The sequence below is a fragment of the Burkholderia pyrrocinia genome, assembly GCF_003330765.1.
In the GTDB taxonomy this organism is placed as follows: Bacteria; Pseudomonadota; Gammaproteobacteria; order Burkholderiales; family Burkholderiaceae; genus Burkholderia; species Burkholderia pyrrocinia_B.
The window spans coordinates 1975032-2001261 of sequence record NZ_CP024902.1; the positions used below are offsets into that span (position 1 = coordinate 1975032).

Annotated in this window: 30 protein-coding genes; 12 read left to right on the forward strand and 18 right to left on the reverse strand. The window is 64.0% G+C overall.

The genetic code is table 11. The features are described from left to right. Nucleotides 1-37 precede the first annotated feature (37 nt). The 3 genes from CUJ89_RS09485 to CUJ89_RS09490 all read left to right on the forward strand — a co-directional run bounded on the left by CUJ89_RS09485 (nt 38) and on the right by CUJ89_RS09490 (nt 1129). Complete coding sequence (locus CUJ89_RS09485) at nt 38-409, forward strand: GFA family protein (RefSeq protein WP_114177105.1); 372 nt, start codon at nt 38-40, stop codon at nt 407-409. After that, a complete protein-coding gene (locus CUJ89_RS38235; RefSeq protein WP_201752225.1) occupies nt 406-549 on the forward strand; it encodes a hypothetical protein in 144 nt (47 codons plus the stop codon). The genes CUJ89_RS09485 and CUJ89_RS38235 overlap by 4 nt, the downstream gene beginning before the upstream one ends. Nucleotides 550-673: 124 nt before the next feature. Further along, nucleotides 674-1129 carry a MarR family winged helix-turn-helix transcriptional regulator gene (locus CUJ89_RS09490; protein ID WP_114177106.1) on the forward strand — a complete coding sequence of 152 codons (456 nt, stop codon included), beginning with the start codon at nt 674-676 and terminating at the stop codon, nt 1127-1129. A 47-nt stretch (nt 1130-1176) separates the two neighbouring features. On the opposite strand, the gene CUJ89_RS09495 is transcribed toward CUJ89_RS09490, so the two are convergent. The 5 genes from CUJ89_RS09495 to CUJ89_RS09515 form a co-directional block, all read right to left on the reverse strand. Beyond that, nucleotides 1177-1893, reverse strand: a complete 717-nt coding sequence (locus CUJ89_RS09495) for a GNAT family N-acetyltransferase (RefSeq protein WP_114177107.1) — start codon at nt 1891-1893, stop codon at nt 1177-1179. A 246-nt stretch (nt 1894-2139) separates the two neighbouring features. Further along, nucleotides 2140-2469 (reverse strand): DUF4148 domain-containing protein, encoded by a 330-nt coding sequence (locus CUJ89_RS09500; protein WP_114177108.1) that lies wholly within the window; start codon nt 2467-2469, stop codon nt 2140-2142. A gap of 74 nt (nt 2470-2543) precedes the next feature. Further along, nucleotides 2544-2870, reverse strand: coding sequence for a DUF4148 domain-containing protein (locus CUJ89_RS09505; RefSeq protein WP_114178563.1), 327 nt, complete (start codon nt 2868-2870; stop codon nt 2544-2546). Between the two features lie 65 nt (nt 2871-2935). Continuing rightward, nucleotides 2936-3355: an organic hydroperoxide resistance protein gene (locus CUJ89_RS09510; protein ID WP_114178564.1), complete on the reverse strand. Its 420-nt coding sequence runs from the start codon at nt 3353-3355 to the stop codon at nt 2936-2938. A 279-nt stretch (nt 3356-3634) separates the two neighbouring features. Further along, nucleotides 3635-4099: a RidA family protein gene (locus tag CUJ89_RS09515; protein WP_114177109.1), complete on the reverse strand. Its 465-nt coding sequence runs from the start codon at nt 4097-4099 to the stop codon at nt 3635-3637. Nucleotides 4100-4350: 251 nt separating this feature from the next. On the opposite strand from CUJ89_RS09515, the gene CUJ89_RS09520 reads away from it, so the two are divergent. Beyond that, the gene (locus CUJ89_RS09520) at nt 4351-5313 is read left to right on the forward strand and encodes a LysR family transcriptional regulator (RefSeq protein ID WP_114177110.1); all 963 of its coding nucleotides are present in this window, start codon (nt 4351-4353) and stop codon (nt 5311-5313) included. A gap of 34 nt (nt 5314-5347) precedes the next feature. On the opposite strand, the gene CUJ89_RS09525 is transcribed toward CUJ89_RS09520, so the two are convergent. After that, a complete protein-coding gene (locus tag CUJ89_RS09525; RefSeq protein ID WP_114177111.1) occupies nt 5348-6055 on the reverse strand; it encodes an SDR family NAD(P)-dependent oxidoreductase in 708 nt (235 codons plus the stop codon). Nucleotides 6056-6537: 482 nt separating this feature from the next. Here CUJ89_RS09525 and CUJ89_RS09530 point away from each other — a divergent pair, with 482 nt between their 5' ends. The 5 genes from CUJ89_RS09530 to CUJ89_RS09550 all read left to right on the forward strand — a co-directional run bounded on the left by CUJ89_RS09530 (nt 6538) and on the right by CUJ89_RS09550 (nt 12476). Then, a complete protein-coding gene (locus CUJ89_RS09530; protein ID WP_114177112.1) occupies nt 6538-7443 on the forward strand; it encodes a LysR family transcriptional regulator in 906 nt (301 codons plus the stop codon). A 94-nt stretch (nt 7444-7537) separates the two neighbouring features. Then, nucleotides 7538-7972 carry a MarR family winged helix-turn-helix transcriptional regulator gene (locus CUJ89_RS09535; protein ID WP_114177113.1) on the forward strand — a complete coding sequence of 145 codons (435 nt, stop codon included), beginning with the start codon at nt 7538-7540 and terminating at the stop codon, nt 7970-7972. A gap of 118 nt (nt 7973-8090) precedes the next feature. Then, the gene (locus CUJ89_RS09540; protein WP_114177114.1) at nt 8091-9611 is read left to right on the forward strand and encodes an efflux transporter outer membrane subunit; all 1521 of its coding nucleotides are present in this window, start codon (nt 8091-8093) and stop codon (nt 9609-9611) included. 69 nt (nt 9612-9680) lie between these two features. Next, nucleotides 9681-10841 carry an HlyD family efflux transporter periplasmic adaptor subunit gene (locus CUJ89_RS09545; RefSeq protein WP_114177115.1) on the forward strand — a complete coding sequence of 387 codons (1161 nt, stop codon included), beginning with the start codon at nt 9681-9683 and terminating at the stop codon, nt 10839-10841. Nucleotides 10842-10919: 78 nt separating this feature from the next. Then, on the forward strand, nt 10920-12476 hold the full coding sequence (locus CUJ89_RS09550) for a DHA2 family efflux MFS transporter permease subunit (RefSeq protein WP_114177116.1): 1557 nt from the start codon (nt 10920-10922) through the stop codon (nt 12474-12476). Between the two features lie 253 nt (nt 12477-12729). On the opposite strand, the gene CUJ89_RS09555 is transcribed toward CUJ89_RS09550, so the two are convergent. From CUJ89_RS09555 to CUJ89_RS09585, 7 genes are all read right to left on the reverse strand, one after another. Then, the gene (locus CUJ89_RS09555) at nt 12730-13695 is read right to left on the reverse strand and encodes a D-2-hydroxyacid dehydrogenase family protein (protein ID WP_114177117.1); all 966 of its coding nucleotides are present in this window, start codon (nt 13693-13695) and stop codon (nt 12730-12732) included. A 134-nt stretch (nt 13696-13829) separates the two neighbouring features. Then, nucleotides 13830-14927, reverse strand: a complete 1098-nt coding sequence (locus CUJ89_RS09560) for an alkene reductase (RefSeq protein WP_201752226.1) — start codon at nt 14925-14927, stop codon at nt 13830-13832. Nucleotides 14928-14987: 60 nt separating this feature from the next. Continuing rightward, nucleotides 14988-15710: a hypothetical protein gene (locus tag CUJ89_RS09565; RefSeq protein WP_201752227.1), complete on the reverse strand. Its 723-nt coding sequence runs from the start codon at nt 15708-15710 to the stop codon at nt 14988-14990. Nucleotides 15711-15748: 38 nt separating this feature from the next. Beyond that, nucleotides 15749-16153, reverse strand: coding sequence for an ester cyclase (locus tag CUJ89_RS09570; RefSeq protein WP_114177119.1), 405 nt, complete (start codon nt 16151-16153; stop codon nt 15749-15751). A gap of 149 nt (nt 16154-16302) precedes the next feature. Beyond that, complete coding sequence (locus CUJ89_RS09575; RefSeq protein WP_114177120.1) at nt 16303-17064, reverse strand: SDR family oxidoreductase; 762 nt, start codon at nt 17062-17064, stop codon at nt 16303-16305. Nucleotides 17065-17129: 65 nt separating this feature from the next. Next, a complete protein-coding gene (locus tag CUJ89_RS09580) occupies nt 17130-17888 on the reverse strand; it encodes an alpha/beta hydrolase (RefSeq protein WP_161556535.1) in 759 nt (252 codons plus the stop codon). A 181-nt stretch (nt 17889-18069) separates the two neighbouring features. After that, entirely contained in the window at nt 18070-19074 is a 1005-nt protein-coding gene (locus CUJ89_RS09585; RefSeq protein ID WP_114177122.1) for a LysR family transcriptional regulator, read from the reverse strand. Between the two features lie 273 nt (nt 19075-19347). Between CUJ89_RS09585 and CUJ89_RS09590 the strand changes: the two genes are divergently transcribed. Next, on the forward strand, nt 19348-20004 hold the full coding sequence (locus tag CUJ89_RS09590; RefSeq protein ID WP_114177123.1) for a glutathione S-transferase family protein: 657 nt from the start codon (nt 19348-19350) through the stop codon (nt 20002-20004). A gap of 114 nt (nt 20005-20118) precedes the next feature. Here CUJ89_RS09590 and CUJ89_RS38920 read toward each other — a convergent pair whose 3' ends face one another. Beyond that, nucleotides 20119-20406 carry a DUF4148 domain-containing protein gene (locus tag CUJ89_RS38920; protein WP_114177124.1) on the reverse strand — a complete coding sequence of 96 codons (288 nt, stop codon included), beginning with the start codon at nt 20404-20406 and terminating at the stop codon, nt 20119-20121. Between the two features lie 293 nt (nt 20407-20699). On the opposite strand from CUJ89_RS38920, the gene CUJ89_RS09600 reads away from it, so the two are divergent. Then, nucleotides 20700-21413, forward strand: coding sequence for a gamma-glutamylcyclotransferase (locus CUJ89_RS09600; protein ID WP_114177125.1), 714 nt, complete (start codon nt 20700-20702; stop codon nt 21411-21413). 96 nt (nt 21414-21509) lie between these two features. Here the strand turns inward: CUJ89_RS09600 and CUJ89_RS09605 are convergent, their stop codons facing one another. After that, nucleotides 21510-22421: a LysR family transcriptional regulator gene (locus CUJ89_RS09605; RefSeq protein ID WP_114177126.1), complete on the reverse strand. Its 912-nt coding sequence runs from the start codon at nt 22419-22421 to the stop codon at nt 21510-21512. A gap of 233 nt (nt 22422-22654) precedes the next feature. Beyond that, entirely contained in the window at nt 22655-23107 is a 453-nt protein-coding gene (locus CUJ89_RS09615) for a MaoC family dehydratase (RefSeq protein ID WP_114177127.1), read from the reverse strand. A 328-nt stretch (nt 23108-23435) separates the two neighbouring features. Between CUJ89_RS09615 and CUJ89_RS09620 the strand changes: the two genes are divergently transcribed. Further along, nucleotides 23436-24134, forward strand: coding sequence for a GNAT family N-acetyltransferase (locus CUJ89_RS09620; protein ID WP_114177128.1), 699 nt, complete (start codon nt 23436-23438; stop codon nt 24132-24134). Nucleotides 24135-24558: 424 nt separating this feature from the next. Here CUJ89_RS09620 and CUJ89_RS09625 read toward each other — a convergent pair whose 3' ends face one another. Together CUJ89_RS09625 and CUJ89_RS09630 are read right to left on the reverse strand one after the other, a co-directional pair. After that, a complete protein-coding gene (locus tag CUJ89_RS09625; RefSeq protein ID WP_114177129.1) occupies nt 24559-25047 on the reverse strand; it encodes an aminoacyl-tRNA deacylase in 489 nt (162 codons plus the stop codon). Between the two features lie 100 nt (nt 25048-25147). Then, nucleotides 25148-26134: a cysteine synthase A gene (locus tag CUJ89_RS09630; RefSeq protein WP_114177130.1), complete on the reverse strand. Its 987-nt coding sequence runs from the start codon at nt 26132-26134 to the stop codon at nt 25148-25150. Nucleotides 26135-26230 lie beyond the last annotated feature (96 nt).

Here is a 26230-nt window from a genome sequence, read left to right on the forward strand (position 1 = left end):
CGCTATAAAGCAGGCATGACCTCTTCCGGAGTCCATCATGTCTGCAACCTGGTTCAAAGGGTCCTGCCATTGCGGGGCCGTCAAGTTCGAAGTCAGAACGGCCATTGCGCCGGCGGTCCGCTGCAACTGCAGCCTGTGCCGCTGCCGCGGCGCGCTGATGAGCCCGATGTTCGCCGGTGACGACCTGAAGATCGTCGAAGGCGAGGGCACGCTGACGTGCTACCGCTTCAACACGCGCACGGCCCGTCACTATTTCTGCAGCCATTGCGGCGTCTATCCGTTCCATCAGACGCGCAAGGACCCGGCATGCTGGCGCGTCAATCTCGGCTGCCTCGACGGCATCGATCCGTATGCGCTCGACGCGACGGTCGCCGACGGCGCAAGCCTCTCCGTCGTGGAGGATGCATGAAACGCTGGCTGATGATCCTGCTGTTTGCCGCAGGCGGGCTCGCGACCGAAATCGCGCATCCGGTGCAATGCTCGCTGCGGTCGGAAAGCGGTCTGCAGACCGGCAAGCGTCGCAGGCAGCACGACGGCCGGCAAGACTGACGGCGATCCGGCCGCGTTGCGCCGTCACGCCGGTTCATCGAGAACGATTATCATGCTTCCGATAAGATCGCACGCGATATATAATGCGCTTATCTGCGACCGTCCGCGTCGCTGGAGGAAGTCCATGAAACCGACCGAAGCACCATTGCCCGCCGCGCCGAAGTTGTCCGAGTTCCTGTGCTTTGCGATCTACTCGGCGAACCTCGCGTTCGGCAAGGCATACAAGCCGATCCTCGAAGAGCTCGGCCTCACGTATACGCAATACATCACGATCATTGCGCTGTGGGAGCAGGACAACCAGACGGTCAGCCAGCTCGGCGAGAAGCTGTTCCTCGAATCCAATACGCTGACGCCGATCCTGAAGAAGCTCGAGGCGATGGGCTACCTGGAGCGGCACCGCGATCCGTCGGACGAACGCCAGGTGCTCGTCAGCCTGACGAAGAGCGGGCGCCGTGTGCGCGAGAAGGGGCTCGACATGAATCTGGTCGAAGCCACCGGGTTGAAGCCGGATGAATTCGCGAAGATGCAGAAAGCGATCGTCACGCTGCGCGGCAACCTGATCGAGTCGACCGAAGAATAAACGCATGGGCAACGAGCGGCCGACGCCCGTATGGTGTCGGCCACTTGTCACGTGTGCGCTTCCCCAAGCACCAGCAGCTGCATCTCCCGACGGACGGCAAAACCGAGTGCGAGGTAGCGCTCGATCGCGACCTGGTTCGACGTGAGAACGTGCAGAAAAGGCGTTTCCGCGCGCGCACCGATGGCTGCAATCAACGACCGAATCAAGCGCGCCGCAAGACCTTGCCGCCGAAACGCGGCATCCACGCAGACAGCGCTGATCTCGGTATAACCGTCGACCTGCATCCGCTCGCCGGCCATCGCGGCCAGCCGGCCTTCGTTGCGTACACCGATATAGTCGCCGAGTTCGATCGTGCGCGGGCCGAACGGCCCGGGCTGCGCGGCCGTGGTCAGCGCGAGCATTTCCGGCACGTCGGCTTCGGCGAGCGTGACATGCTCCGATGCATACGACGGGTCGAGCGTCCCTTGCCAAACCATTTGAAGCAACGTCGCGCGCCGGATCACCGACCATCCCGACGGCGGCCGAATCTCGTCCGGCGTGACCAGCGCCGCCGGCCCGTGCGCGGCGATCAGCTCGCGCAACGCGGCGAACGATGCCGCGCTCGCATCGGCGATCGCGGCGAACGGCGCAATGGCCGCCGGAAACCGCAACGCGCGGTCATTGCCGAGCGCAAAGTGGTTCTGCTTGCCCGTCAGCGCATTCCAGACGACACGGTCGAGCGGGTGCGCATCGCCTGTCGCGTTTACCGTCGTGGCATCCGGCATCGGCTACTCCTCGATTGAAGATTTCGTGTCGCACAGGATAGACCGGGATCGGCCGGGCAGGTAGCACCGTAGCGACACGGGTCGCGTCATTTGCGCAGCGCACCTGGCTGGGCTTCTTCGTCTTCGACGATCCGTGCCCGGAAACCGTCGATGCAAATCCGGTCGCCCCAAATAGAAAAGCGCACGCGATTACATCGCGTGCGCTGTATATGCCGGAAATTGGCGACCGGTTTCGTCGCGCAACGCTCAATGACCAAAATAGATCGAGCGCTCGGCCGTACGAATCGTGCCGCGGCTGCCGGACTGCGTCGCGCCGTCGGCGTCGCTGCCGTAACCGGACGCCTGCGTATCGACCGCGACGGCACCGTTGTCGCGAATCCGGCTCAGCGCCGCCTTGAGATTGTCCGGGTAATTCGGGTCGTTGGGGCGGTTCGGCAGGTAACCGGCCTTCTGCAGCGCGGCCAGTTCCGCACGCACCTGCGCACGCGTCACGGTGCTTTCGCCGGCGAACGCCGGTGCGGCAACGGAGGCCGACACGGCAACAAGGAGGGCAGCGATCAATTGGGTTTTCATCATTTACCTCGACAGGAAAACAGGAATTCAGGTGTTGCGCACCGCACGCCGGCAATCGGCGCCGTTCGCGGTTTCGTTCAATGACCGAAGTAGATCGAGCGCTCGGCGATGCGCGTCGCGGGCCGGCTGCCCGACTGCGTGGCGGCAACGGCATCGTTGCCGTAACCGGATGCCGACGGAGCAGCCGCCACGGCGTCGTTCGCGTGAATGCGCGTCAATGCGGCCTGCAGGTCGTCAGGGTAGTGCGGATCGTTCGCGCGGCCCGGCCGATAACCGGCTTGTGCGAGCAGGACGAGCTCGGCACGGACTTGGGCGCGGGACACGACGGCTTCGTCGGCAAACGCCGGTGCGGCAGCAGAAGCCGAAACGGCGACGAGAAGGGCAGCGATCAATTGGGTTTTCATCATTTACCTCGATAGGAAAGAAGTCTGGAATTTGGCGGGCGGCGAGCGGCCGCCCGATGCAACGTTCACGCGATACGGATTTCGACGTCGATGTTGCCGCGCGTCGCCTTCGAATACGGGCAGGTCTGATGCGCGGCATCGACGATGCGTTGCGCGACGTCGCGATCGAGCCCCGGCACGCTCACGTTCAGCCGGGCCTGCAGGAAGTAAGCGTTGTCGGCCGTACCAAGATCCACTTCGGCGTCGACAGCGAGATCGGCCGGCAGCGTCACCTTCGCTGCGCGCGCCGCAAGCTGCATCGCGCCGATGAAGCAGGCCGACCAGCCGGCCGCGAACAGCTGTTCCGGGTTGGTGCCGTTACCGGCGCTGCCCGGCGACGACAACTGGATGTCGAGGCGGCCGTCGGAACTGCGAGCCGAGCCATCGCGGCCACCCGAAGTCGTATGCGTCTTGCCCGTGTACAGCACTTTTTCGATCTTGCTCATCATTTGCTCCGTCATCAGTTGGCAGGTTTTTCTCAGATGCGATTCGATCGCATGCGATGCAGTTTGGTCGAGGCGACCAATCGAGTCAAGCGTATTCGATTAAATCGCACGCGACATTTTGTATTTCAATGTATCCGAAACGTGTCCGGCTTTGCCGGACAAGGCTTCCAGGCGATCGAGCCCTGATATTCAGGATGTCGTCGCCCGCGACGAACTCCTGGCAGGGCGGGTGGAAACGCCCGCGGGGATGGACTGCCATCCCGCGGGACGGGCGATACATCACGCCGGGTCGATCTCGGCGATCACGACGAGGATGACGGCCGCGTCGGCCGGCAACTGGCGCTGGGAGAACGCCGAGCGCGCGTGTCCTGCCTTGCCGCCCAGCACGGCGGCGAACAGGTCCGACGCGCCGTCGATCACGGCCGGCTGCCCGTAAAAACCGTCGGCCGAGCTCACGTGCCCCTCGACACGCACGATCTTGCGCAGGCGGTCGAACCCGCCCAGATGCTTGCGGATCTGCGCGAGCACGTTCAGCGCCGCGAGCCGGGCGGCGTGCCGGCCTTCGTCGACGCTCAACTGCTCGCCAACGCGGCCGGTACAGACGATCCTGCCGTCGACGAGCGGCAGTTGTCCCGAAATGAACAGCAGGTTGCCGGCTTCGCTGACGGCCGTATAGCTGCCGAGCGGGTTCGGCGGTTCTGGTAACGCGAGGCCGAGTTCGGCCAGCTTCTGTTCGACGATCATGTCGTTCTCCAGGCGGGAAAAGGGATCGGGCGATCGGTATTGACTGTCAGTCACTCTAGTCATGCGGCCGAAGCCGGTAAATGTCAGCGGCGCAATTGATTCAGGACGCGGTGTAACGAATGACGCAACGCGCGCAACGGCCCGATGCGGGCCGCGTCCGCCCACGTACGCTCGCTGGTTTCCTGCGCGATACTCATGCACACTCGTTGGTTCATCGTGTGCCACACACCCGAGACGGCAGGAGCCGCCCCATGCAACGAAAATTCGACGATCTGCTGCTGGGCAGCATCGAGCTGTTCTGTCTCGCCGCCGAGCTCGGCAGCTTCACGCTTGCGGCAACCGCGGCGAGCGTCACGCCGGCCGCGGTCAGCCGGTCGGTGGCGCGGCTCGAGGAGCGTCTCGGCGTGCGGCTGTTCGTGCGCACGACACGACAGATCCGCCTGACCGATTCCGGCCGGCGCTATTTCGAGCAATGCCGCGATGCGCTGTCGCAGCTCGTCGACGCGGAACGCGAAGCGACCGGCCAGCAGGCGACGCCCGCCGGCGTACTCCGGATCAGCATGCCGACGCCGTACGGGCACTATCGCGTGCTGCCGCTGCTGCCCGCGTTTCGCGAGCAATATCCGGACGTGCGCGTCGAAACCCACCTGAGCAACCGCAACATCGACTTCGCCGAGGAAGGCTTCGATCTCGCGATCCGCGGGCGCGCGCCGGCCGATTCGAACCTGGTCGCGCGCAAGCTGGAGGACGCCGAACTCGTGATCGTCGCGACGCCCAGCTACCTGAAGCGCGCGGGCATGCCGGCCGCCATCGACGATCTGCATGCGCACGAATGTATCCAGTTCGAGCTGCCGAGCAGCGGGCGGCCGATTCCCTGGCTGTTCGACGACGGATCGGACGAAATCGACGTCGCGACAACCGGCAGCTACGGCACGTCGGGCGACGTCCTCGCCGGCGTGACGCTCGCGCGCGGCGGCGCAGGCCTGTTCCAGACCTACCGCTTCATCGTCGAGCAGGATCTGCACGTCGGCACGCTCGTGGAGGTGCTGCCCAGCCTGGGCGGCCGGTCGCGGCCGTTCATGCTGCTGTACCCGCATGCGCGCTATCTGTCATCGCGCGTGCGCGTGTTTGTCGACTTTCTCGTCGAGCACCTGGCGCGCGCGCCCGGCAAGCAGCAGGGCCGTACGCGCGCCAAACGAGCCGGCGCATCATGATAAGCACGCCGGCTCGTTCTTTCGATGCCGATACTCAATGCCCGGCGCTCTGGCCGCCGTCGACGTGCAGGATCTCGCCCGTGACGAACGGCGCCGAGTCGAGATAAAGGATCGCGCCGACGATGTCGCTCATCTCGCCCATGCGGCCGACCGGGTGCAGCGACGCGAGCGTCGCATGCGTTTCGGGTGCATGCATCGGCGACTTGATGATGCCGGGCGACACCGCATTGACGCGAATACCGGCCTTCGCATACTCGATCGCGAGCGACTTCGTCGCCGCATTCAGGCCGCCTTTCGTCAGCGATGCGAGCACCGACGGCACGTTGCTGTTCGCGTGATCGACGAGGCTCGTCGTGATGCTGACCACGTGACCGCCGCCATGCTTTTGCATTGCGTCGACCGCGCGCTGCGTGACGTGGAAGAAGCCGTTCAGGTTGACGCTCGTGATCTGCGCGTAGTCATCCGCGGTGTACTGCGTGAACGGCTTCGCGACGAACACGCCGGCGTTGTTGACGAGCGTGTCGACGCGGCCGAAGCGTTCGATCGCCGCATCGACCACGCGTCGCGCGACGGCCGGATCGCCGATGTCGCCCGCGACGGTGACGAGATCGGGGGCGTTCGACGGGCCGATCGAACGGGATGTCGCGACGACGCGATGGCCGCGTGCGCGGAATGCATTGACCGTTTCCGCGCCGATGCCTTGCGATGCGCCGGTGACGATGATGACTTTGGATGTGCTCATGATATGCCTCGATGGGTGAATGGCTTTCGGCCTCAGTGCCGACCGGATCGATGAGTCCGATGGGCAGACTGTAGGCGCGCCGATCACGATTTCGAACACCCACCGTGGAGCAACAGTCTTGCGTCGCGGGAACAAATACGGGGAGGGTCGGTTGTCTCCTATTTGTCCGCTACGGAACAGGTAGTTGGATAAATTGATGCATCTATCCGGATAACTTTTCTTATCACAATAGTGTGATTGAAAATCCAAACTCACCGTTTCAGAAACGCGCCTGACGTCGCCGTCCAGCCATTCCCACGTGTGACTCGCCATCGATTCGAGGGTAGGGAAGCGGTCGTAAGGGCGAAGCAGCCCCCGGCCGACACCGATCCTGAAGCGAGCGCACGTACCGTCGCGTTGCGTCGGTCTGGCTTGCCGGTTTTGTTATATTTCTGCGGACAAGCCGCCAGGCGCTCCACCAAACCCGTTCTCGAGATGCCGCCATGGATTACATCGAAAGCATGCGTATTTTTCGGACGGTCGTCGAACTGAAGAGCTTCGCCCGCGCGGCGGATCATCACGGCATGGCGCCGCCGGCGGTTTCGCGAGCGATCGCGGCGCTCGAACAGCGGATGGGATGCCGGCTGCTGAACCGGACGACCCGCCGGCTTTCGCTGACGGAAGCCGCGGAGCGGTTCTACGAAAGCTGCGTGCGTATTCTCGAAGAGGTGGATACGGTCGAGGCGGAAGTCGCGAACCAGACGCGAGAGGCCCGGGGCGTGTTGCGCCTGGTCGCGCATGCGACCGCGACGATACAGCGGCTCGTCCCGCTGATTGCAGGATTCAAACGAGCGCATCCGAAAGTCACGCTGGACGTCACGCTGACGGAGCGGCCGGTCGACCTGGTCGGCGAAGGGTACGACCTGGGCATCGTCGTACCCTTCATGCTGATGAGCGAGACGACGGTCATCCGCGTGCTCGACCGGATTCCGGTGGTCATCGTTGCAACGCCCGACTACCTGAAGGCCGCATCGACACCCGTGCATCCGTCGGATCTGGCCGCACACCAATTCGTACCGCTGTCGCCGTCGATCCGCCGCCCCGACCTCCGCTTCCGGATCGACGGGCAGGAACTCGCCATGGCGCTGAGCTTCGACGTTTCGTCCAACAGCCCCGCGTTCAACCGCGAGATGGTGCTGCAGGGTCTGGGTATCGGCATCACGCCGCTGGCGCTGGTCGAAAACGACCTGGCGTCCGGAAAGCTGCGGCGGCTTCTCGCCGATTTCCCGCTGGTCGACGACAGCATCGAGCTTCAGCTCGCTTACAGCAACCGGACGCTGCTGCCCGCCAAGGTGCGCGCATTCATCGACCACGCGGTCGATTTCTTCGAAACCTCGAGAACGCCGTAAGCCTCAGGCCGCGCGCCATTCCTGCACGAAGCGACAACAATCTGATAACCCGCCCGCCATCGTTCTCCGGCGGGCAGGGTACTAACCTGTGCGCATGCACTCAATCGACCTCCTTGACGACGACTGTTTCGCGCTTCGCCAGGCTTCGCGGCATATCTCGAAACTCTACGAGCACCATCTGTCCGCCGTCGACATCACGCCCACGCAGTTCAGCATCCTGGGTACGCTCGCCGTCGGGGCGGGCCTGACCATGGCCGAACTCGCGAAAGCGATGGTGATGGACCGAACGACGCTGGTGCGGGCACTCCAGCCGTTGCTGCGGCGCGGCCTGGTTGCGACGCCCGCCGAAGGGAAGCGCCATCGTCGGCTCCAGGTCGTATTGACCGCGCACGGATCGAAGAAGCTCGATGAAGCCGCCGTTCACTGGGCGGCGGCGCAGGCCCGCTTCGAACGCGATTTCGGATCGCAGCAGGCGGCTCATCTGCGCCGCGAACTGTTTCGCATGACGCTCGACACGTCAGACAGTTAGCCGCCCCGACAACTCATTCATGCAATTCCAGACATTGATGCGCGACTGCCCGATAGCTAACGTGTGCATATGCACCAATCAATCGTTCGATGACTTGATGACTCAAGGAAAAATGGAAATGGAAACGACGACGTATCACTCGCTCCCCCGGCCGCGGTCGGGCATTCGTAAGGGATGGATCGCCGCAGCGGCCCTGGCGTTCAGCCTGGCCGGCTGCGTGAACTATGCAGGCATCCACAGCGACAAGCAGATGGCGGCCCCGACGAAGTTCGAGTCGACCGAGAGCCTGCCGGCCGAGGGCGGCAAGTGGCCCGCGATGAACTGGGCAAGCCAGTTCGGCGATCCGCAGTTGTCGGCGCTGATCGACGAAGCGTTGCGCGGCAATCCGACGATCGACCAGGCGCGCGCCCGGATCGAGAAGGCGTCGGCGTACATCGGCACCGCCAGATCCGCGCTTTATCCGAATGCGAACGGCAGCTATACGTGGACGCGTCAGCGCTACACCGAAAACGGCATCGTGCCGCCGCCGTACGGCGGCTCGTGGCAGAGCGAGAACAGCCTGCTGGCGAGCGTGTCGTGGGATCTCGACCTGTGGGGCAAGAACCGCGAGCGGCTGCGTCAGGCCGTCTCCGGGGAAAAGGTGGCGGACGCGGAAGCCGAGGAGGTGCGCATCACGCTCGCCGCGTCGGTGGCGAGCACCTACAACCAGCTGGCGCTGCTGTATGCGCTGCGCGACATCCAGGTTCGGGAAGTATCGAACCGCGAGACGATTGCGCGCATCACGGACGGGCGCGTCAGCGCGGGGCTCGACAGTAATGTGGAGCGGCAGACCGCCTACGGCGAAACCGCGACGAGCCGTTCGAGCGTCAGCGATCTCGACGGCCAGATCAAGACGGTGCGCTACCAGTTGGCCGCGCTGCTTGGCGCGGGCCCGGATCGCGGCCTCAAGATCGCCAACCCGTCGCTGCGCGGCGGCGACATCGTCGCGCTCCCCGACAACCTGCCTGCCGACCTGCTGTCGCGCCGGCCCGACATCGTCGCGGCCTACTGGAAGGTGGACGCCGCCGTTCATGACGTGAAGGAAGCCAAGGCCGAGTTCTACCCCGACGTCAATCTGTCGCTGGCGGCCGGGCTCGACGCATTCGGCTGGGGGCGCTTCCTGACGGCGGGCAGCGGGCAATTCCAGGCGGCCCCGGCCATTCACCTGCCGATCTTCGACGCCGGCGCACTGCGCTCGCAATTGAAGGGGCGTTATGCGGACTTCGACTACGACGTCGCGACCTACAACCAGACGCTGATCGGCGCACTGTCCGACGTCGCCACGCAAGTCACGCAGATCCGCTCGACCGATCTCCAGCTGGTCGATGCGCGCAAGGCGCTGGATGCGCAAACGACTGCCTATCAACTGGCGGTCGTCCGGTACCGGTCGGGGCTCAACCCGCAACTGCAGGTGCTGAACGCGGACGACAACCGGCTGGCGGCCGAGACGGCCGTGGTCAATCTCGAGATGGGCCGTCGCAGCCAGCAGATCGGGCTGATCAAGGCGCTCGGCGGCGGTTTCGATGCATCGCACGCCGGTCTCGCGGCGACCGCCGAAACGCCGATTCCTGCGCGATCCCAACCCGCAGCGTCGAACTGATTGATTGCTTCGGCGGGCGCATCCCGTCGAACGGAAAACCTTGAACCTCAACCTTGACTGGAGCCATCCATGAACACCCCCGATTCACAGCCGACCGACGAAGCACCGAAGAACCCGGGCAAGCGCAAGGCGCTGCTCGCACTGGTGGCCGCGTCCCTCGGGATCGCCGGCGCCGCCTACGGCGCCTACTACTTCCTCGACGCGCGCTATCACGTCGAAACCGATGACGCGTACGTCAACGGCAACGTCGTGCAGATCACGCCGCAGGTATCGGGCACGGTCATCGCGGTGAACGCGGACAACACGCAGATCGTGAAGGCCGGCGAGTCGCTCGTGCAGATCGATCCCGCGGACGCGAAGATCGCGCTGCAGCAGGCCGAAGCGAACCTCGGCCAGACCGTCCGCAAGGTTCACGGGCTCTATGTCGACGACGACAAGTACCGCGCGAACATCGCGGAGCGGCAGTCCGATCTCACGAAGGCGCAGGACGACCTGCGGCGGCGCCAGTCGACCGGCATGACGGGCGCCGTGTCGGAGGAAGACATCTCTCATGCGCGGGACGCCGTCCGGTCGGCGCAGGCTGCGCTCGATGCCGCGAAGCAGCAACTCGGCTCGAATCGGGCACTGACGTCGAACACGACCGTCGACCAGCATCCGGACGTGATGGCCAGCGCCGCGCGCGTTCGCGACGCGTACCTGGCTTATTCCCGCACGACGCTGCCGGCGCCCGTCACCGGCTACGTCGCGCAGCGATCGGTTCAGGTCGGGCAGCGCGTGTCGCCGGGAGCCGCACTGATGTCGGTCGTGCCGCTGAACCAGGTGTGGGTCGACGCGAACTTCAAGGAGTGGCAGTTGCGCCACATTCGCATCGGCCAGCCGGTCGAGCTGACTGCCGACGTCTACGGTTCGTCGGCCGTCTATCACGGCAAGGTGGTGGGCTTCACGCCGGGCACCGGATCGGCGCTCGCGCTGCTGCCGGCGCAGAACGCGACGGGCAACTGGATCAAGGTCGTGCAGCGGCTGCCGGTGCGGATAGAGATTCCGCCCGCGGAACTGGACAAGCATCCGTTGCGCGTGGGGCTGTCGATGACGGTCGACGTCAACGTGAAGGATCAGCGCAGTGCCGGTCTCGAAGCCGATCCGCCGTCGATCTACAAGACCGACGTGTTCGCGAAATACGGCGACAAGGCCGATGCCGCGATCGCCGACATCATCGCCGCCAACAAATGACCTTCCGTCGCCCGGCGAACGCGCGTGCGAAGCAGCCTGCGCCCGCGTCGCCGGACCAACCGCAACCGGATGATTAACATGACCGCCAACCAATCGAATCCTCCCCCGCTGACGGGGATGACACTCGCACTGGGCTCATTGAGCGTGGGCCTCGCGGGTTTCATGACCGTCCTCGATTCATCGATCGCCAACGTCGCGATTCCAACCATCTCGGGCAACCTCGGCGTGTCGGTCGACGAAGGCACCTGGGTCATTACCGTATTTGCCGCGGCGAATTCCGTCGCGATCCCGCTGACCGGCTGGCTGACCCAGCGGCTGGGCCAGGTCAAGCTGTTCGTCGGCTCGATCCTGCTGTTCGTGCTCGCGTCGTGGCTGTGCGGCATCGCGCCGTCGCTGCCGTTCCTGCTAGGGGCACGCGTGTTGCAGGGCCTCGTGGCGGGGCCGCTGATCCCGATGTCGCAGGCGCTGCTGCTCAGTTCGTGGCCGAAGGCGAAATCCTCGCTGGCGCTATCGCTGTTCTCGATGATCGTCGTGACCGGACCGATCGTCGGGCCGTCGCTCGGAGGCTGGGTCACGGACAGCTACGCGTGGTCGTGGATCTTCTACATCAATATCCCGGTCGGGTTGTTCGCGGCCACGATGGTCTGGTTCCTCTACCGGAAGCGCGATACGCCAACCCGGAAACTGCCGATCGACTTCGTGGGGCTGACTTTGCTGATCGCATGGGTCGCGTCGCTCCAGGTGATGCTCGACAAGGGCAAGGACCTCGACTGGTTCTCGTCGAACACGATCATCATCCTGACCATCGTCGCGGTCGTGGGCCTGGTGCTGTTCATCATCTGGGAGTTGACCGACAAGAATCCGATCGTCGATCTCACGCTCTTCAAGCAGCGCAACTTCCTCGGCGGCACGATTTCGATCGCGATTGCCTACGGGATCTTCTTCGGTACGCTCGTGTTGCTGCCGCAGTGGATGCAGGAGTATCTCGGCTACCGGGCAGTCGACTCGGGGCTCGCCACTGCGCCGCTCGGCATCTTCGCGGTGATCGGCGCGCCGATCATGGGCAAGATCCTGCCGCGCTCGGACGCACGCATCATCGGCACGCTCGCGTTCGTCGGCTTCGCGGTCGTCTATTACATGCGCACGTTCTTCTTCACGGACATCAGCGAGGGCTACATCATCCTGCCGACCCTGCTGCAAGGTATCCCGATGGCGTTGTTCTTCGCGCCGCTGACCGTGATCATCCTGTCGGGGCAGCCGCCTGAAAAAGTGCCGGCCGCAGCAGGCTTGTCGACCTTCGCGCGGATGTTCTTCGGCGGCATCGGCACGTCGCTGGCGGGCGTCGTGTGGAACAACCGGACGATCATGCACCACGAGATCCTGACGCAGCAGTCGAGCCCGACCAACCCGATGTTCAATGCGCAGATGGACAGCTACCATTCGCTGCTCGGCCTTGGCCAGGGATCGTCGTATGCGTTGTTCGATCATGTCGTGCAGTCGCAGTCGGCGATGCTCGGGCTGAACGACGTGTTCTACGGCGCGGCGGTCGTGATGATCATCATCATCCCGCTCATCTGGATCACCAAGCCGGGCAAGGCAGGGGGTTCGAGCGATGCGGCCGCCGCCGCCCACTGAAAGGGGGCCTGGCGTTTGGCGGCGTCGCTTCTGTCCGTCAAACGCCGAATGAAGACCGATGCACAGGAAGGCCGCGCCCGAATCGGAGCGCGGCTTTTCGCATCAGGCGATGCATCGCTTGCGGTGTCGTTGGCTCAAAGCACTTTGGGAGGCTGTTCGATCTCGCTGTCGATCAAGCCGGGAGGTTCATCGCGTGGCTGCCCTACGAATTGCCCGACGCACAATCGACCAGCCGCATCGGGCATCCCGAAAGTCATGGAAGTGCAGGGGATTGCATCTGGTCGAGCCATTCGACGATGTTGCGCACGGTGTCGCCGTAGAACCTCTCGTACAGCTCGCGCGCCACGTAGCCGATATGCGGCGTGGCGAGCACGTTATCCAGCGAACGCAACGGGTTCGCCGGTTCCAGCGGCTCGGTATCGTAAACATCGATCGCAGCGCCGGCGATCCGACCGTTCTTCAGTGCGGCGAGCAACGCGGCCGTATCGACGATGGGGCCGCGCGACGTATTGACGAGGCGGCTCGTGGGCTTCATCTGCCCGAGTTCGGCAGCCCCGACCAGGCCTCGTGTCCGTTCGCTCAGGCGGACATGGATCGACAGAAAATCGGAAGACGAGAACAGGTCATCCTTGCTGACCCGTTGCACGCCTTTCGATTCGGCGCGCTCCGCCGTCAGGTTCTGGCTCCACGCAATCACGTTCATGCCGAACGCGCGGCCGATCACGCCGACTGCCGCACCGACGTTGCCGAGTCCGAGCAGGCCCAGCGTCTTGCCGGCGAGTTGCGTGCCGAGCGTGACCTGCCACCCGCCGTCGCGCAAGGCTCGATTCTCGACGGCAAGGTTGCGGGCGAGGCCCAAAATCATTGCCCATGTGAATTCGACGGTCGGCGCGGACCAGTATCCCGTGTGAACAACCTTCACGTTCCGCTCGGCCGCCGCCGCTTCATCGATCGACGCGTTGCCGGCACCGGTCGACGCGATCAGCTTGAGATTGGGCAACTGCGCGATGATCGCGCGCGTGAGCGGCGTGCGCTCGCGCATCACGCAAAGCACGTCGAACGGCTTCAGGCGCTCGATGACCTGTGCATCCTCGGCCACATGGTCGTTGAAGACCGTGATGCTTGCGCGGCCGTTCAACGGGGACCAATCGGCCATTTCGAGGGCAATGTTCTGATAGTCGTCGAGCACGGCGACCTTGACGAGAGAGGCATGTGGCATGAACGTTCTCCTTCGAAGACAACCCGGTTTCCGAAGACCGTGGCCTCCGCGCAGCCATGATCGGTCCGCCGGCATCGATCGCGCAAGACGCGCAGGTCACCGATGACTGACGTGATGGCTGGCGCGTCGCCGAATCACGCCGGCAGCGCCTGAAGGGTCGGGTAGTCGGTGTAGCCGTCGGCGTTCGCGCCATAGACCGTCGGCCAGACGACTTCGGCAAGCGGTACGTCGATCGCGAAGCGTTTCGGCAGATCCGGATTGGCGATGAAAGGGCGGCCGAAGGCCACCATGTCGACCAGCCCCGCGTCGATAAGCCGATTGCCGTTCGCACGATCGAGATCGACGTTGGCGATGATGTTGCCGCGGTAGATGCTGCGGAAATGGCGGAACATGCCGTCGCCGGCCAGTTCGGCCAGCGGCGTTGCCGACAGATCCGTCATGGCGCCCATCAGCAGCAGATGCGAAAGATCGAATTCGTTGAGCCGGCCGATCACGTATTCGGATGTCGCGAGGGTCTCGTCCGTGGAAACGAAGGCGCCCGTTTCGGACGTCGCCGGCCCGGTCTTGATCCCCGTCCGGTGTGCGCCGGCTGCCTCGACCACGGTCTCGACAACCTCGAACAGGAAGCGTGCGCGATTTTCAATCGTGCCGCCATATTCGTCCGTGCGCAGGTTGGTGCGAACGTTGAGGAACTGGTTGAACAGATAGTGGTACCCGCCCTGGATCTGCACACCATCGAAGCCGGCCGCGATCGCGTTGCGTGCTGCCCGGCCAAAATCGGCGACCGTACGGCGGATTTCGTCCTTGGTCATTGGACGCGGCACGACGGTGTCCTTGCGGCCGGACGCCGTCACGCTCTGCTGTTCCGGATTGACCGCGGAAGCGGACGGCGGCGCATCGCCGCCCAGCAAATCCGGGTGCCCGATCGAACCGGTATGCCAGAGCTGCGCGACGATCCGGCCGCCTGCTCGATGCACGGCTTCCGTCACCACGCGCCAGCCGCGCACCTGCGCGTCGCTCCACAGGCCGGGAACGTCTGCCCATCCGAAGCCCTCGGGGCTCACGAAAACACCTTCGCTGATGATCAGCCCCGCGGACGCACGCTGCGCATAGTAGTCGGCATGCAGGGCGGTCGGCGCATGCTCGGGATTCGCCGCCCGCATGCGCGTGAGCGGCGCCATGACGATGCGGTTGGGCAAATCGAGATTCCCCATGCGGATCGGTTCGAGCAACGGCTGGTTGTACTGGTTTTTCATGAAAATCTCCTGCGAAACATGAAAGGCGTCCTGCGCCTATTCGGTGTGGAAATCGATGCTGCGGAAGTCGATGGACACCAGCAGCGGTTCGTCGATCTTTTGCGCTGCGTCGTCGTAGGCAAAAACACGGCGCGACATCGGCACCATGACACCGCGCACGTCACGATAGCCGGACGCATAGTTGGCGCCGCGCGCGCCGCCCATCACGTCGACCGTGTAATCGTGGCGGCGCAGCAGCCCGTCTTCGCCGAAATAGGAAACCTGCTCGCGACTGTGGCTGGCGATCGCATCCGGGAACGTGACTTTCAGGCGCCGCCAGGTTTCGCCGTTCTCGTACCAGTCGGGCAGCTCTTCCGTATGGAAGCCCGGGCGGGCGTAGAGAAACGGAATGGTCAGGTAGGTCCAGAGCGCGTAGCCGGTGAAGTAGAGCGCATGCAGGCGGTCCCAGCGGGTTTGCTGGGTATGGCCTTGATAAGCGTCTCGCGGCGTACGCCGTGCTTCGGGCGCCTCGCCGTTCGCGGCGCCGATGCCGACAACGTCCGGCTCGAACGTGCCGCGCCAGCCGCCGGCCTTCGACGTGATGGCGATGTGCTGGCGCCGCAGGTCAGCGGCCAGCTCGATGCCATGGAACATGTCGGGCTGGTCTTTCAGGTGCCAGATGGCGCCCCCGATATCGAGCTCCGCCGAAACCGTGCGGAACCTCTCCCAGTTGTCGATCCCGCCATGGGCCTGAATGGCCTGTTCGAGCAGCGTATTCATTGCGTCCTCCGTGTGTCGAGCGGCATGTCGCGCGCGCGTTAGCGCTCGTCGCCAAACTTGTCGCCAAACATCGGATAGCCGCCGGCGGATTCGCTGCGCACCGCTTCGTTCTGCAGCACGTCCCAATGCTCGACCATCTTCCCGTTCTCGATTCGCAAGATATCCACCGCAATCAGCGCCGTAGGCATGGCGGAGTTGCTGTAGCGGCTGTGCACCCACACGAAGTCGCCGTTTGCGGCCACCATGTCGTACTCGAAACGCAGGTCGGGCATCGAATCGACGAGGCCGAACAGACCGTCGCGGCCAGCCGGAACGAGCTGGCTGTGCTGGATGTAGGAGTCGGACCAGAACTGCGCAGCCTTCTCGTAATCCTTCTTGTTGAACAACGTGTCGAGCGCGTCGAGAACGAGCGCGATGTTCTTTTCTTCAAGTGCCTTCGACATGATTCGTACTCCGATTATTTAAGGTGTCGTTCCGTTCATTCCGGTTTGCTTTCGCCCGGACTGGATGGTCCGGAACGACACGTCAGGGTGACGGGAAAAGCGTCTTCAGTACCGCTTCTTGCGCCGCGAATGCGTGGCGCATGCTGCTGTCATGCAACGGGAATCGGGTTCTCCGCGATGAGCTGGTTGAACTGCTCGACGAATGCGTGTTCGTTCGGCCCCGCGTTGTCGCGCAACGGCTTGGCTGCCTCGACGACGACTTCGGTCGTCGCGGTTTCGAGCAGCTTCAGCGTTTCTGCGACAAACGCGTCGACCGGCATCGCGCGCGAGTCGCCGCTCTTGTGCACGAGATCGGTGTCGACCCACGGCGGGGCAATTTCGAGCACGCTCACGCCGGTGTCGCGCAGCATGAAGCGTTGCGACAGCGTGTACGAGTGGATCGCGGCCTTCGTCGCCGAATAGAGGGCTGTCGACGCGAGCGGCACGTACGCGAGCACCGAACTGTTGTTGATGATCGTCGCGTCGGGCTGCTGCTTCAGGTGCTCGACGAACGCCGCGCTCACGCGCACGGGGCCGAGCAGGTTCGTCGTGACGAGTCGCACCGCCTGTTCGTCATCGAGCGGCCCGCCGGCGTCGTCGAACGGCATGATGCCCGCGTTGTTGATCACGACGTTCAGCGCCGGATAGCGCTCGATCAGTTGCGCGGCGACCTTGCGGATCTGCGCCGCGTCGCCGATATCGAGCTCGACGGTGTCGATGCCGGGGTTTTGCTTCGCGATTTCATCGAGCAGCGCCTTGCGACGGCCGGCGACGATGACCTTGTTGCCGCGCTGGTGAAAGGCTTCCGCCAGCGTACGGCCGATGCCCGATGTGCCGCCGGTGATGAAGATGGTATTTCCGCTGAGTTTCATGATGAGCGCTCCTGGGTGGATGAATATCGATCAAAGGACTTCGAACACGCTGTAAATCGCGGCCATTAGCTGCCCGCAAGCTGGCGCCGGAGGAAACCGCTGACCGCGAGCAGCGTGGGCGCATGCGTCGCGATGCCCGCGCGCGTCGTGCCGGCATAGCGCGCGCATTCCGTGGGGACGCCCGCGGCAATCAACGACGCGGCGTAATGTTCGGCTTCGATATGCAGCGGGTCATGCTCGACCGTGGCAATGAACGTGGCCGGAAGTTGGGCGAGGCGACAGGATTCGAGCGGCGCGGCATACGGATGAACGCGCTGCGACAACGTGGGCAGATACGCGCGGTAGCTGGCCGCCAACGCGTCGATGGCGGGTGTCGCATGCATCGTGTACCGGCCGACGCGCGTCATGCTCGGGTCGAGCAGCGGCGCAAGCAGCACCTGCGCACGGATACCGGCGTCGCCGCGGTCGCGCGCAATGGCGGCGAGACCCGTGGCGATGTTCCCGCCGGCGTCGTGGCCGGCAACGGCCATCTGTCGCTTGTCCGCACGCATCCCCTTGGCTTCGGATCGCACCCACTGCAGCGCACGATGCGCGTCTTCCACCGCATTCGGAAAGGGAAAGGCCGGGGCGAGCGAGTAGCCGATGGAGAGCACCCATGCACGCGCCTGCAACGCGAGCGCCTCGCAGACGGCATTCGTTTCGTCGAGCGAGCCGGTCGTGAACAGGCCGCCGTGGAAATAGAGGACGATCGAGAGCGGGTGCTTCTGCGCCGACGGCCGGAAGCTGCGCACGTCAATCGGCTGGCTGTAGCCGTTGATGCGCACTTCTTCGACCAGCAAACCTGAAAGGGAAACGGTAGACATACCAGTCAACGCGGCTGCGTTCTCATTTGCTTGAACAATGAACGCATTCTGGTTGTTACCGCGAAATCGATAAATCTCGTGCTTGCCGCAACAGTGTTCTCTCCGCGAGAACAATGCGGCGGCCTTTGCGAGCGGGGCTTGCCTACGCTATCGGCTCTTCTTCGTCACCGTCCAGGTCGATCGCGTCGCCATCCTGCGTATCGATGCTGGCCGGGCCGCAGCGCGCATCCGTCTCCGGCGTACTGGATAACCGAGGGTCGTTGCGGAACAGCTCGGCGATCCAGTCGACGAATGCGCGCACGGTGGCGGAAAGGTGGCGATTGTGCGGATAGACCGCGGAGATGGGCAGCGGCGGCGGTTTCCATTGCGACAGAATCTCGACCAGCGCGCCCGATTCGAGGTGCGGCAGTGCGAGGAAGCGGGAGCCCTGGACAATGCCGAGGCCCTTCAGCGCGCCGCTCAGATAGGCTTCCGCGTCGTTTACCGCGATGGAGCCGCGCATCCTCACCTCGACCGCTTTGCCGTCGACGTCGAACGTCAGCGGCATGATCCGCCCCGTGCGGCCCCAGTAGTAGTTCACGGTACGGTGATCGGCGAGTTCTTCCAGCGTCTGCGGGGTGCCCGATTGCTCGAGATAGTCGGGGCTTGCAACGGTCACGCCCTGGTAGATGCCGACACGTCTCGCCACCAGCGACGAATCCTGCAGGGTGCCGATGCGCACCACGCAGTCGATGCCTTCCTGGACCAGATCCAGCGGCTTGTCTCCCAAGCCGAGCATCAGGTCGATGTCCGGATAGCGCGCATGAAAGTCGCTCAGCGCGGGCATGACGATGACGCGCCCGAGCGCGCCGGGCATGTCCACGCGCAACCTGCCGCGCGGCGATCGCTCCTTGCCGAGGAACGAATTCTCGATGTCGTCGAGATCCGCGAGGACGCGCACGCATCGCTCGTAATAGGCCGCGCCGTCCGCCGTGAGGTTCAGGCTGCGCGTGGTGCGCTGCAGCAGCCGGGCTTTCAGGTGGGCCTCGAGGCTCTGGACGATCACGGTCACGCGCCCCCGTGTCAGGTCCATCGTATCGGCTGCACGCGTAAAACTTTTCGTTTCCACGACGCGGGCGAATACTCTCATGGCCAACACGATATCCATTACCCGGACCTTTCAGAACGACGCGTTGAAATTTCATGCGGCCTTCCGTAGCGTTCGATACACACGGGAGGCCACAACCCGGACGATTACGCCCAGCGCGCAGTCTAAACCGCGACGTAAAAGGCCGCCACACGCCGCAGCGGCTACGTGATTACCCGACTGTTCATGTCGCCGATGCCTGTTCGCAGTCGATTCGCATGCCCGTTGATCGTGAACGAACTGGCTTAAACTGGCCTTTCGAGTCGTTCAACCGATGTCCGTGGAGATTTCCCAATGAAACTGGTGGGTCCGTGGTTGTCCGGGTACACGCGCCGTGTCGGCGTGACATTGAATCTCCTGAACATCCCGTTCGAGCATCTGCCTTATCACGCTTACCAGCAGCCGGAGCGCGTCGCGGCATTCAGCCCGATGAAGCGGGTGCCCGCACTGCAACTGGACGACGGCCAGGTGCTCATCGACAGCGGCGCGATCGTCGACTATCTGGACAGCCTGGTACCGGCCGAGCAGCGCTTGATGCCTGCCGGCGGCCCGGAGCGCGTGCGCGCGATGCAGCTCGTGAGCTATGCGACAGCTTGCTACGACAAGCTGGCGCGCTATTGCGACGAACTGATGCTGCGCCCCGAGTCTTATCGACTGGCACATCTGCAGGCCGGCTACCTGGAACAAATGCAGGCCGGGTTCGGCGTACTGAATGCCGCTGATGCGGAACCGTGGCTGCTTGGCGCGCGCATTTCGCAAGCGGACATCATGACCGTCATCGCCTTTCAGAGTGCCGCGGTGGTCATGCCGCACGCGATCACCAGCGACGCATTTCCCCAATTGGCGCGCCTCGCGCAGCATGCCATGCAGTCGGCTGCGTTTTCTTCGACGGTTCCCGACCTGAGCGATATGCAGGCCTCGGGACTGCTCGGCACGAACAGCGGCACATAGCAGCCGTTCGCACCGGATTCACCGCGCTATTGTTCCCGGGCGGCGAACCGCGATGCCGTTCCTCGCGCATTGATTAGTTGCGCACGGCTCAACAGCGAGAGACGCCGCGATCCGTCATTTCCGCATGACGTTCAGCGGCGAATGTGCTTCGGCCTGGAACATGACCTGCTTGCTTCCGGATTCGGTCTGTGCGTCACGTTCGTGCTGGCGCGCGACTTTCGCTTCGGCGGCCTGCAGGCTTTCCGCATAGTAGTAGTCCATCGGGTTGTAGCCGGCTTGCTTGAGCTCGATGAGTTCGTTGCGAACCTGCGCGCGCGTCAGCGGCTGGGTTGCCTGCGCGAAAGTGATTGCGGGCGCAGCGAGTGCGGATGCAACGACGAGTGTACGAATCATCGATTTCATGATGACCACCTCCGGAAGATTGGGCGAAGCGACCTTTGTTTCAGTCGTTGAGTGCAGCTTAGGATCGAACGACGACGCGATAAATGGCCGCCATTCCAATTCAACGTTCCAGTTCGAACAAAAGTGCTTGAGCGATCGCGCCGCCCGACGAGCAGGGCCGCCGATGACGCGTCGCCCGCTTTGCGTCCGCTTTTTCATTCGCGACAAAAGCGCATTGTTTGCTCTCCGCTTCCTCGCGATGGCAGCGCGACATACAGTCATCTCACTGCCACGACACGCAATCGCCCCCGGCCATGTCCGACGATCGACGCACCACCGACTCCGTCTACGAGATGACGCGCGAGCGCTTGGCGCGAGGCACGCTGCTGCAGGCGCTGCGCGCGGATCCGCCGGCCGGCATGACGATTCGAAACGATGCGGAACTTGAACGCACGTTGCGGGCTACGCTCGACCGCCACGCATCCGGGCGCGATCTCCACGTATTCGCGTACGGTTCGTTGATGTGGAATCCGGCACTCGATGTCGCCGGTTCGTCGGTTGCGCACGTCGAGGGCTGGCACCGGGCGTTCTGCTTGCGGCTCGTCATCGCGCGCGGCACGCCCGAGCAACCGGGCGCGATGCTCGCGCTCGACCGCGGTGGCAGGTGCGACGGCGTGCTGTACCGGATCGACGCGGCCAAGGTCGAATCCGAATTACGCTTGCTGTGGCGACGCGAAATGCTGGCCGATTCGTACGAACCGCAATGGATCACGGCGAAAGTCGACGGCCAATCGATCCGCGCGCTGACCTTCGTCGTCAACCGGTTGCACGACCGCTACCTCGGCGGATACGCGCTCGACCGCGTTGCGCACCTGATCCGCACCGGTCGCGGCCCGCTCGGCACGTCGCGCGACTACTTCGACTCGACCGTTCAGGCGCTGGCGCGCTTCAGTCTCCATGACGCCGGCATCGAACAGCTCCTGCGCGAGATACGCGGCGCGGACGAAGCCGAATCCGCGAACGGTTGATGCTCGACGTTCGCGGATTGCACGCGAATTCAGGCGGTCAGCGCATCAGACCGACGAGCGCACGTGGCGGACAATCCGCTCGGCCAGGCCCGGACGTCAGCGGCGCCTGAGGTGCTCGTCGCGCTCGAACAGCGCGATGACCCAGTCGATGAACACGCGTACTTTCGCGCTCAGGTAGCGGTTGGGCGCGTAGATCACGCAGATCGGGTTGGGATGGGGCGTCCAGTCTTCGAGGATCGGCACGAGCGTGCCGGCGGCGATGGCGTCGCGGACCGAATAGGACGGCGCCTGGATGATGCCGAGGTTCGCATGGCCCGCGGCGAGGTAAGCGTTCGTATCGTTCACGACGAGCCGATGATTCAGTGCGAGATCGCTTCTCTTTCCGTCGACCGAGAACTGAAACGGCAACGCGCGGCCGCCGCGCGAAGGAATCATGCCGAGGGTCGGAAAATCGCGCAGCTGGTCCGGCGACGTCGGCGTACCGTGCGCGTCGAGGAATGCGGGCGTCGCACAGGTCGTGAAGCCGAAGCTGCCGATCTGCCGCGCGACCAGCGACTGCTCGTCGACTTCGCCCGCGCGTATCGCGCAGTCGATGCCTTCGGCGATCACGTCGCTACGCTTGTTGCCGATATCGAGTTCGATCTCGACGTCGGGGTACGCGTCATAGAATTCCGCGAGCGCGGGCACGAGGACGAGCGTGCCGATCGCCGCCGCGGTATCCACGCGAATCTTGCCGGACGGCTTCGCGCGTGCATGGGTCGTCGACGATTCGATTTCCGCGAGATCGGCGAGCAGACGCACGACGCGCTCGTAGTAGATCGCCCCTTCCGGGGTGACCGTCACCGATCGCGTGGTGCGATGCAGCAGTCGAACCTGCAGGTCTTCCTCGAGCTTCTGGATCAGCCGCGTCAACGTCGCATTCGGCATGTCGAGCGTATCGGCCGCTTTCGTGAAGGTTCCGGCTTCCACGACTCGGACGAATGCGTTCATCGCAGCGATGCGGTCCATGTGCGCGACTCCAGTCGAGAGTGGAGTCGCCATTAGACCGCAATCCGGCTGCGTCCCGCTAGCACCCGTGGAAATCCATCGCCGGGCGCGGTCGGCCTTTGTTGAGCGCATTGACGGCCGAGCGGATGCCGCGGCGCGCGTCGTCGGTTTCGAACAGCGGCATCGCGATGTCGAACATTATTTCGTTCGCGGCTGAACGATGTGGCTCGCTGAACGGTGCAGGGCGGTGCGCGTCACGCAGCGCGACGCGCGACCATCAGCCTGGCGGTCAGAATCTGCACGACTTCGCCGCGTTGATTGACCGTCCTGGATCGCAGCGTCAGCATCCCGTACTGCGGGCGCGACCGGGACGGCGTCAGCTCCGCGACTTCGCTCTCGACGCGCAGCACGTCGCCGGCGCGCGTCGGCAGCTTCCATTCGATGTCGGCGCCGGCGCCGAGTACCCCGTTGGCCAGCTTCGGTCCGCTCGATACGAGCAGCCGCATCGTGATCGCCGCGGTATGCCAGCCGCTGGCGGCCAGGCCGCCGAACATCGTGCTGCGCGCGGCGTCGTCGTCGAGATGGAACGGCTGCGGATCGAATTCCGCTGCGAATCGCTTGATGTCGGCGGCGGTGACCTCGCACGTATCGCCGACGAAAGTGTCGCCGACCTTGAGATCGTCGAAGGTGAGAGGCTGCTGTTCCATGGACGTATCCGATGCGCGGGAGGGAAGATCCGGGCGGCGACGCTGCTGCGTTGTCGTTCGGGCTTGACGCCACTGTATGAAACGTTCCGATGCGGAGTAAGAGGGCGGCGATGAATGTGGCATTCCGGATCGGTCAATAATCGGCGCACCGGGATGCGGGTGTCGCGAGCGGCAACGAACGGGGGGACGCCGCGCATAACCGGGCCGCAAGGTGCCGACAAGCCGTCGTGCTCATGCCGCCTGTCGTTCGGCATTATTGATTCGATTGGAAAACCGCTTTGATCCGGCACGCCTAGGGTAGAGGCGCGCGTATCGCTAGACTGATTGCATGTTGGAGCGCCAGCCGAAAGCGACGTCGCTTTCCGTGTCGAACGGAATCCGGACGCACACCGAGCAGGGCGAATACAATGCGGAGGAAAGGATGGATACGATCGGGATCGAACCGGCCCCATACTGCGAGTCCATGCCGGACGGACCGGCCCTCAGCATCCGGCGCATTTGGGAGGCGAGGGACGGAACGCCAGTACTCCTGCGTGCCATCGAGCACGGCGATCTCGAGATCGAACGCGACCTGGTCGACCGGCTGTCGAGCCAGAGTCGCTACATGCGGTTGATGTCGGCGCGCAAGCCGACCGACGACGAGATGGTCCGATGGACCTGCATCGACCGCCAGCGGGAAGGCGCGGTAATCGCAACGATCTGGGCCGGCGGCCATGAGCGCCTGATCGGCGTCGCGCGCTACGCGATGAACGACGGCGAATCCGATATCGCCGAATGCGCGATCGTGATCGACGATGCCTGGCATCGGCAAGGACTCGGCCGTGCGTTGTTGTCGAGTCTGATCGATCTTGCAGGACGGTCGGGCATCAAGCGGATGGTCGGCACGACGTTGAGCGAGAACGACGCGATGATCGGTCTGGCGCGGTCACTCGGATTCAGCTTGTTTCGGGAGGCGGGGGTGGCGTTCGTGACGAACCTGCGGCTCGATCTGGATGCTCGTCATTCGGCGCTGCCGGACGAAGCCTGAAGCGTCAGAGCGCTCGCCAAGGCATCAGACGCTGCTCGACAATGGCTTCCACGACCTTGAGACGATCCACTTGATGCATCGTCATCGTGATCGTCCCAGTCGCGTTCATCGCCGGCGCTCCCAAGGGTGCAGACGATCAACCTACAGGTCAAAACACGACATTTCTAAGTAGCCAGAACACGACATTTCTATAAAGCTACTACAATCAGAATCGTCGATAATTATGATTATGTCAAATAATAAATTTACCCAAGTAACTCACTGAAACCACCGCTAGGCAACCCCCGAATCGCACCTCACCGGCGCTTGCCATCGTCCTGTTTCCGCCCGAACCCGAGCCGCCACCTCGAAACCAAGCACACACCAACCCGCGACGACACTCCAGGCCGTCGTCATCCCCAACCCGCCACAGCAACCGCTCGCATCAGGACAACATCATCCCTTGCATCTTGTGCGAGAAATGCGCGCGCTCGGCCGTCTCCATCAGCATCAGGAATTCTTCCTGCGTCATGTGGATCAGCGCTTCGTGGTCGCCAGCCTCGAAATAGACTTCCGGCTGCTGAGCGAGGCGTTCCTCGAGAAACGTTTTCATCCCGTACGCCATGCAGACCGGCGGCAACGCGCCCATGTCGCAATCCTTGAACAGTTCGCGCAATTCGACCTCCCGGGCGAGCACGAGATGACGGCCCGTCTTCACCCAGAGGTCCGACAGGCGCACGGCGTGCGTCGTCGGCAGGACGGCGGCGACGTAGCCCTCGTCGTCTTCAAGCAGCACGGTTTTCGCGAGGCGGTCGCCGGGAATATGCGCGGCGGCGGCCGTCTCCATGCTCGTATGGCTATAAGGGTGGTACACGACTTCGTACCGAGATGACTTCTGGCGCAGGCAATCCTGCAGGGTGGCTGACACAGGCATGGCACACCTCGTCTGGGCGAATCGGGCGAACGGAGTTCGCTCCGGATTTTTCAGCATAGGTCGCATTTTGGCCAATGGAAATCGCCGCCTCGCCCCTTCTTCATTCGGGCTCCAACCCCGGTTCCAACCCCTTTTCGCGCAGCCATTCGCGGTTGAAAAGCCGCGCTCGATAGATGTCGCCGCGATCGCACAGCAAGGTCACGATCGTGTGCCCCGCACCCATCCGGCGGGCCAGCCAGACCGCCGCCGCGACGTTGATGCCGCTCGATCCGCCGACGTACAGCCCTTCCTCGCGCAGCAGCCGGTAGACCATCTTCACGCACAGCGGATCATCGATCCGCACGGCGTCATCGATCGGCGCGCCGGCGAGATTCGCGGTGACGCGCGTCGAACCGATGCCTTCGGTGATCGAGTTGCCTTCGGCGCTGAGGTCGCCCGTTTTCACGTAACCGTAGAGCCCGCTGCCGTGGGGATCGGCCAGCACGATCCGGACCTCCGGATTCTGCTCCTTCAGGTAGCGGCTCACGCCCGCCAGCGTGCCGCCCGTGCCGGTGGCGCAGACGAATGCATCGACCGTGCCCGCCGTGTCGCGCCAGATTTCCGGCCCGGTCGTCTCGTAGTGCGCCTGCCGGTTGACGACATTGTCGAACTGGTTGGCCCATACCGCGTTGTCGAGTTCGTCGGCAAGCCGCCCGGCAATCTTCTGATAGTTGTTCGGGTCGCGGTACGGCGCCGCCGGCACCGGGCGCACGTCGGCGCCGAGCGTGCGCAGGATTGCCATCTTGTCCGGCGATTGCGTGTCGGGAATCACGATCACGCAGCGATAACCGCGAGCCGCGCAGATATGCGCAAGACCGATGCCCGTGTTGCCCGCCGTACCCTCGACGACGGTGCCGCCCGGCTTCAGTGCGCCGCGCTGCTCGGCGTCGCGGATGATGTAGAGCGCCGCGCGATCCTTCACCGATCCGCCCGGATTCATGAATTCCGCCTTGCCCAGGATTTCGCAGCCCGTTTCCGCGCTGAGTTTCGCCAGCCGGATCAGCGGCGTGCGCCCCACGCAGTCGACGAAGCCTCGTCGCACGTCCATGTTCCACTCCTTTGCATTCGCGCTCGCGCGCCATACACAACGAAGGATAGGACGCGCCCGCCGCTTTCGGCGCCGGCCGCCGCGTACTAAGCTTGG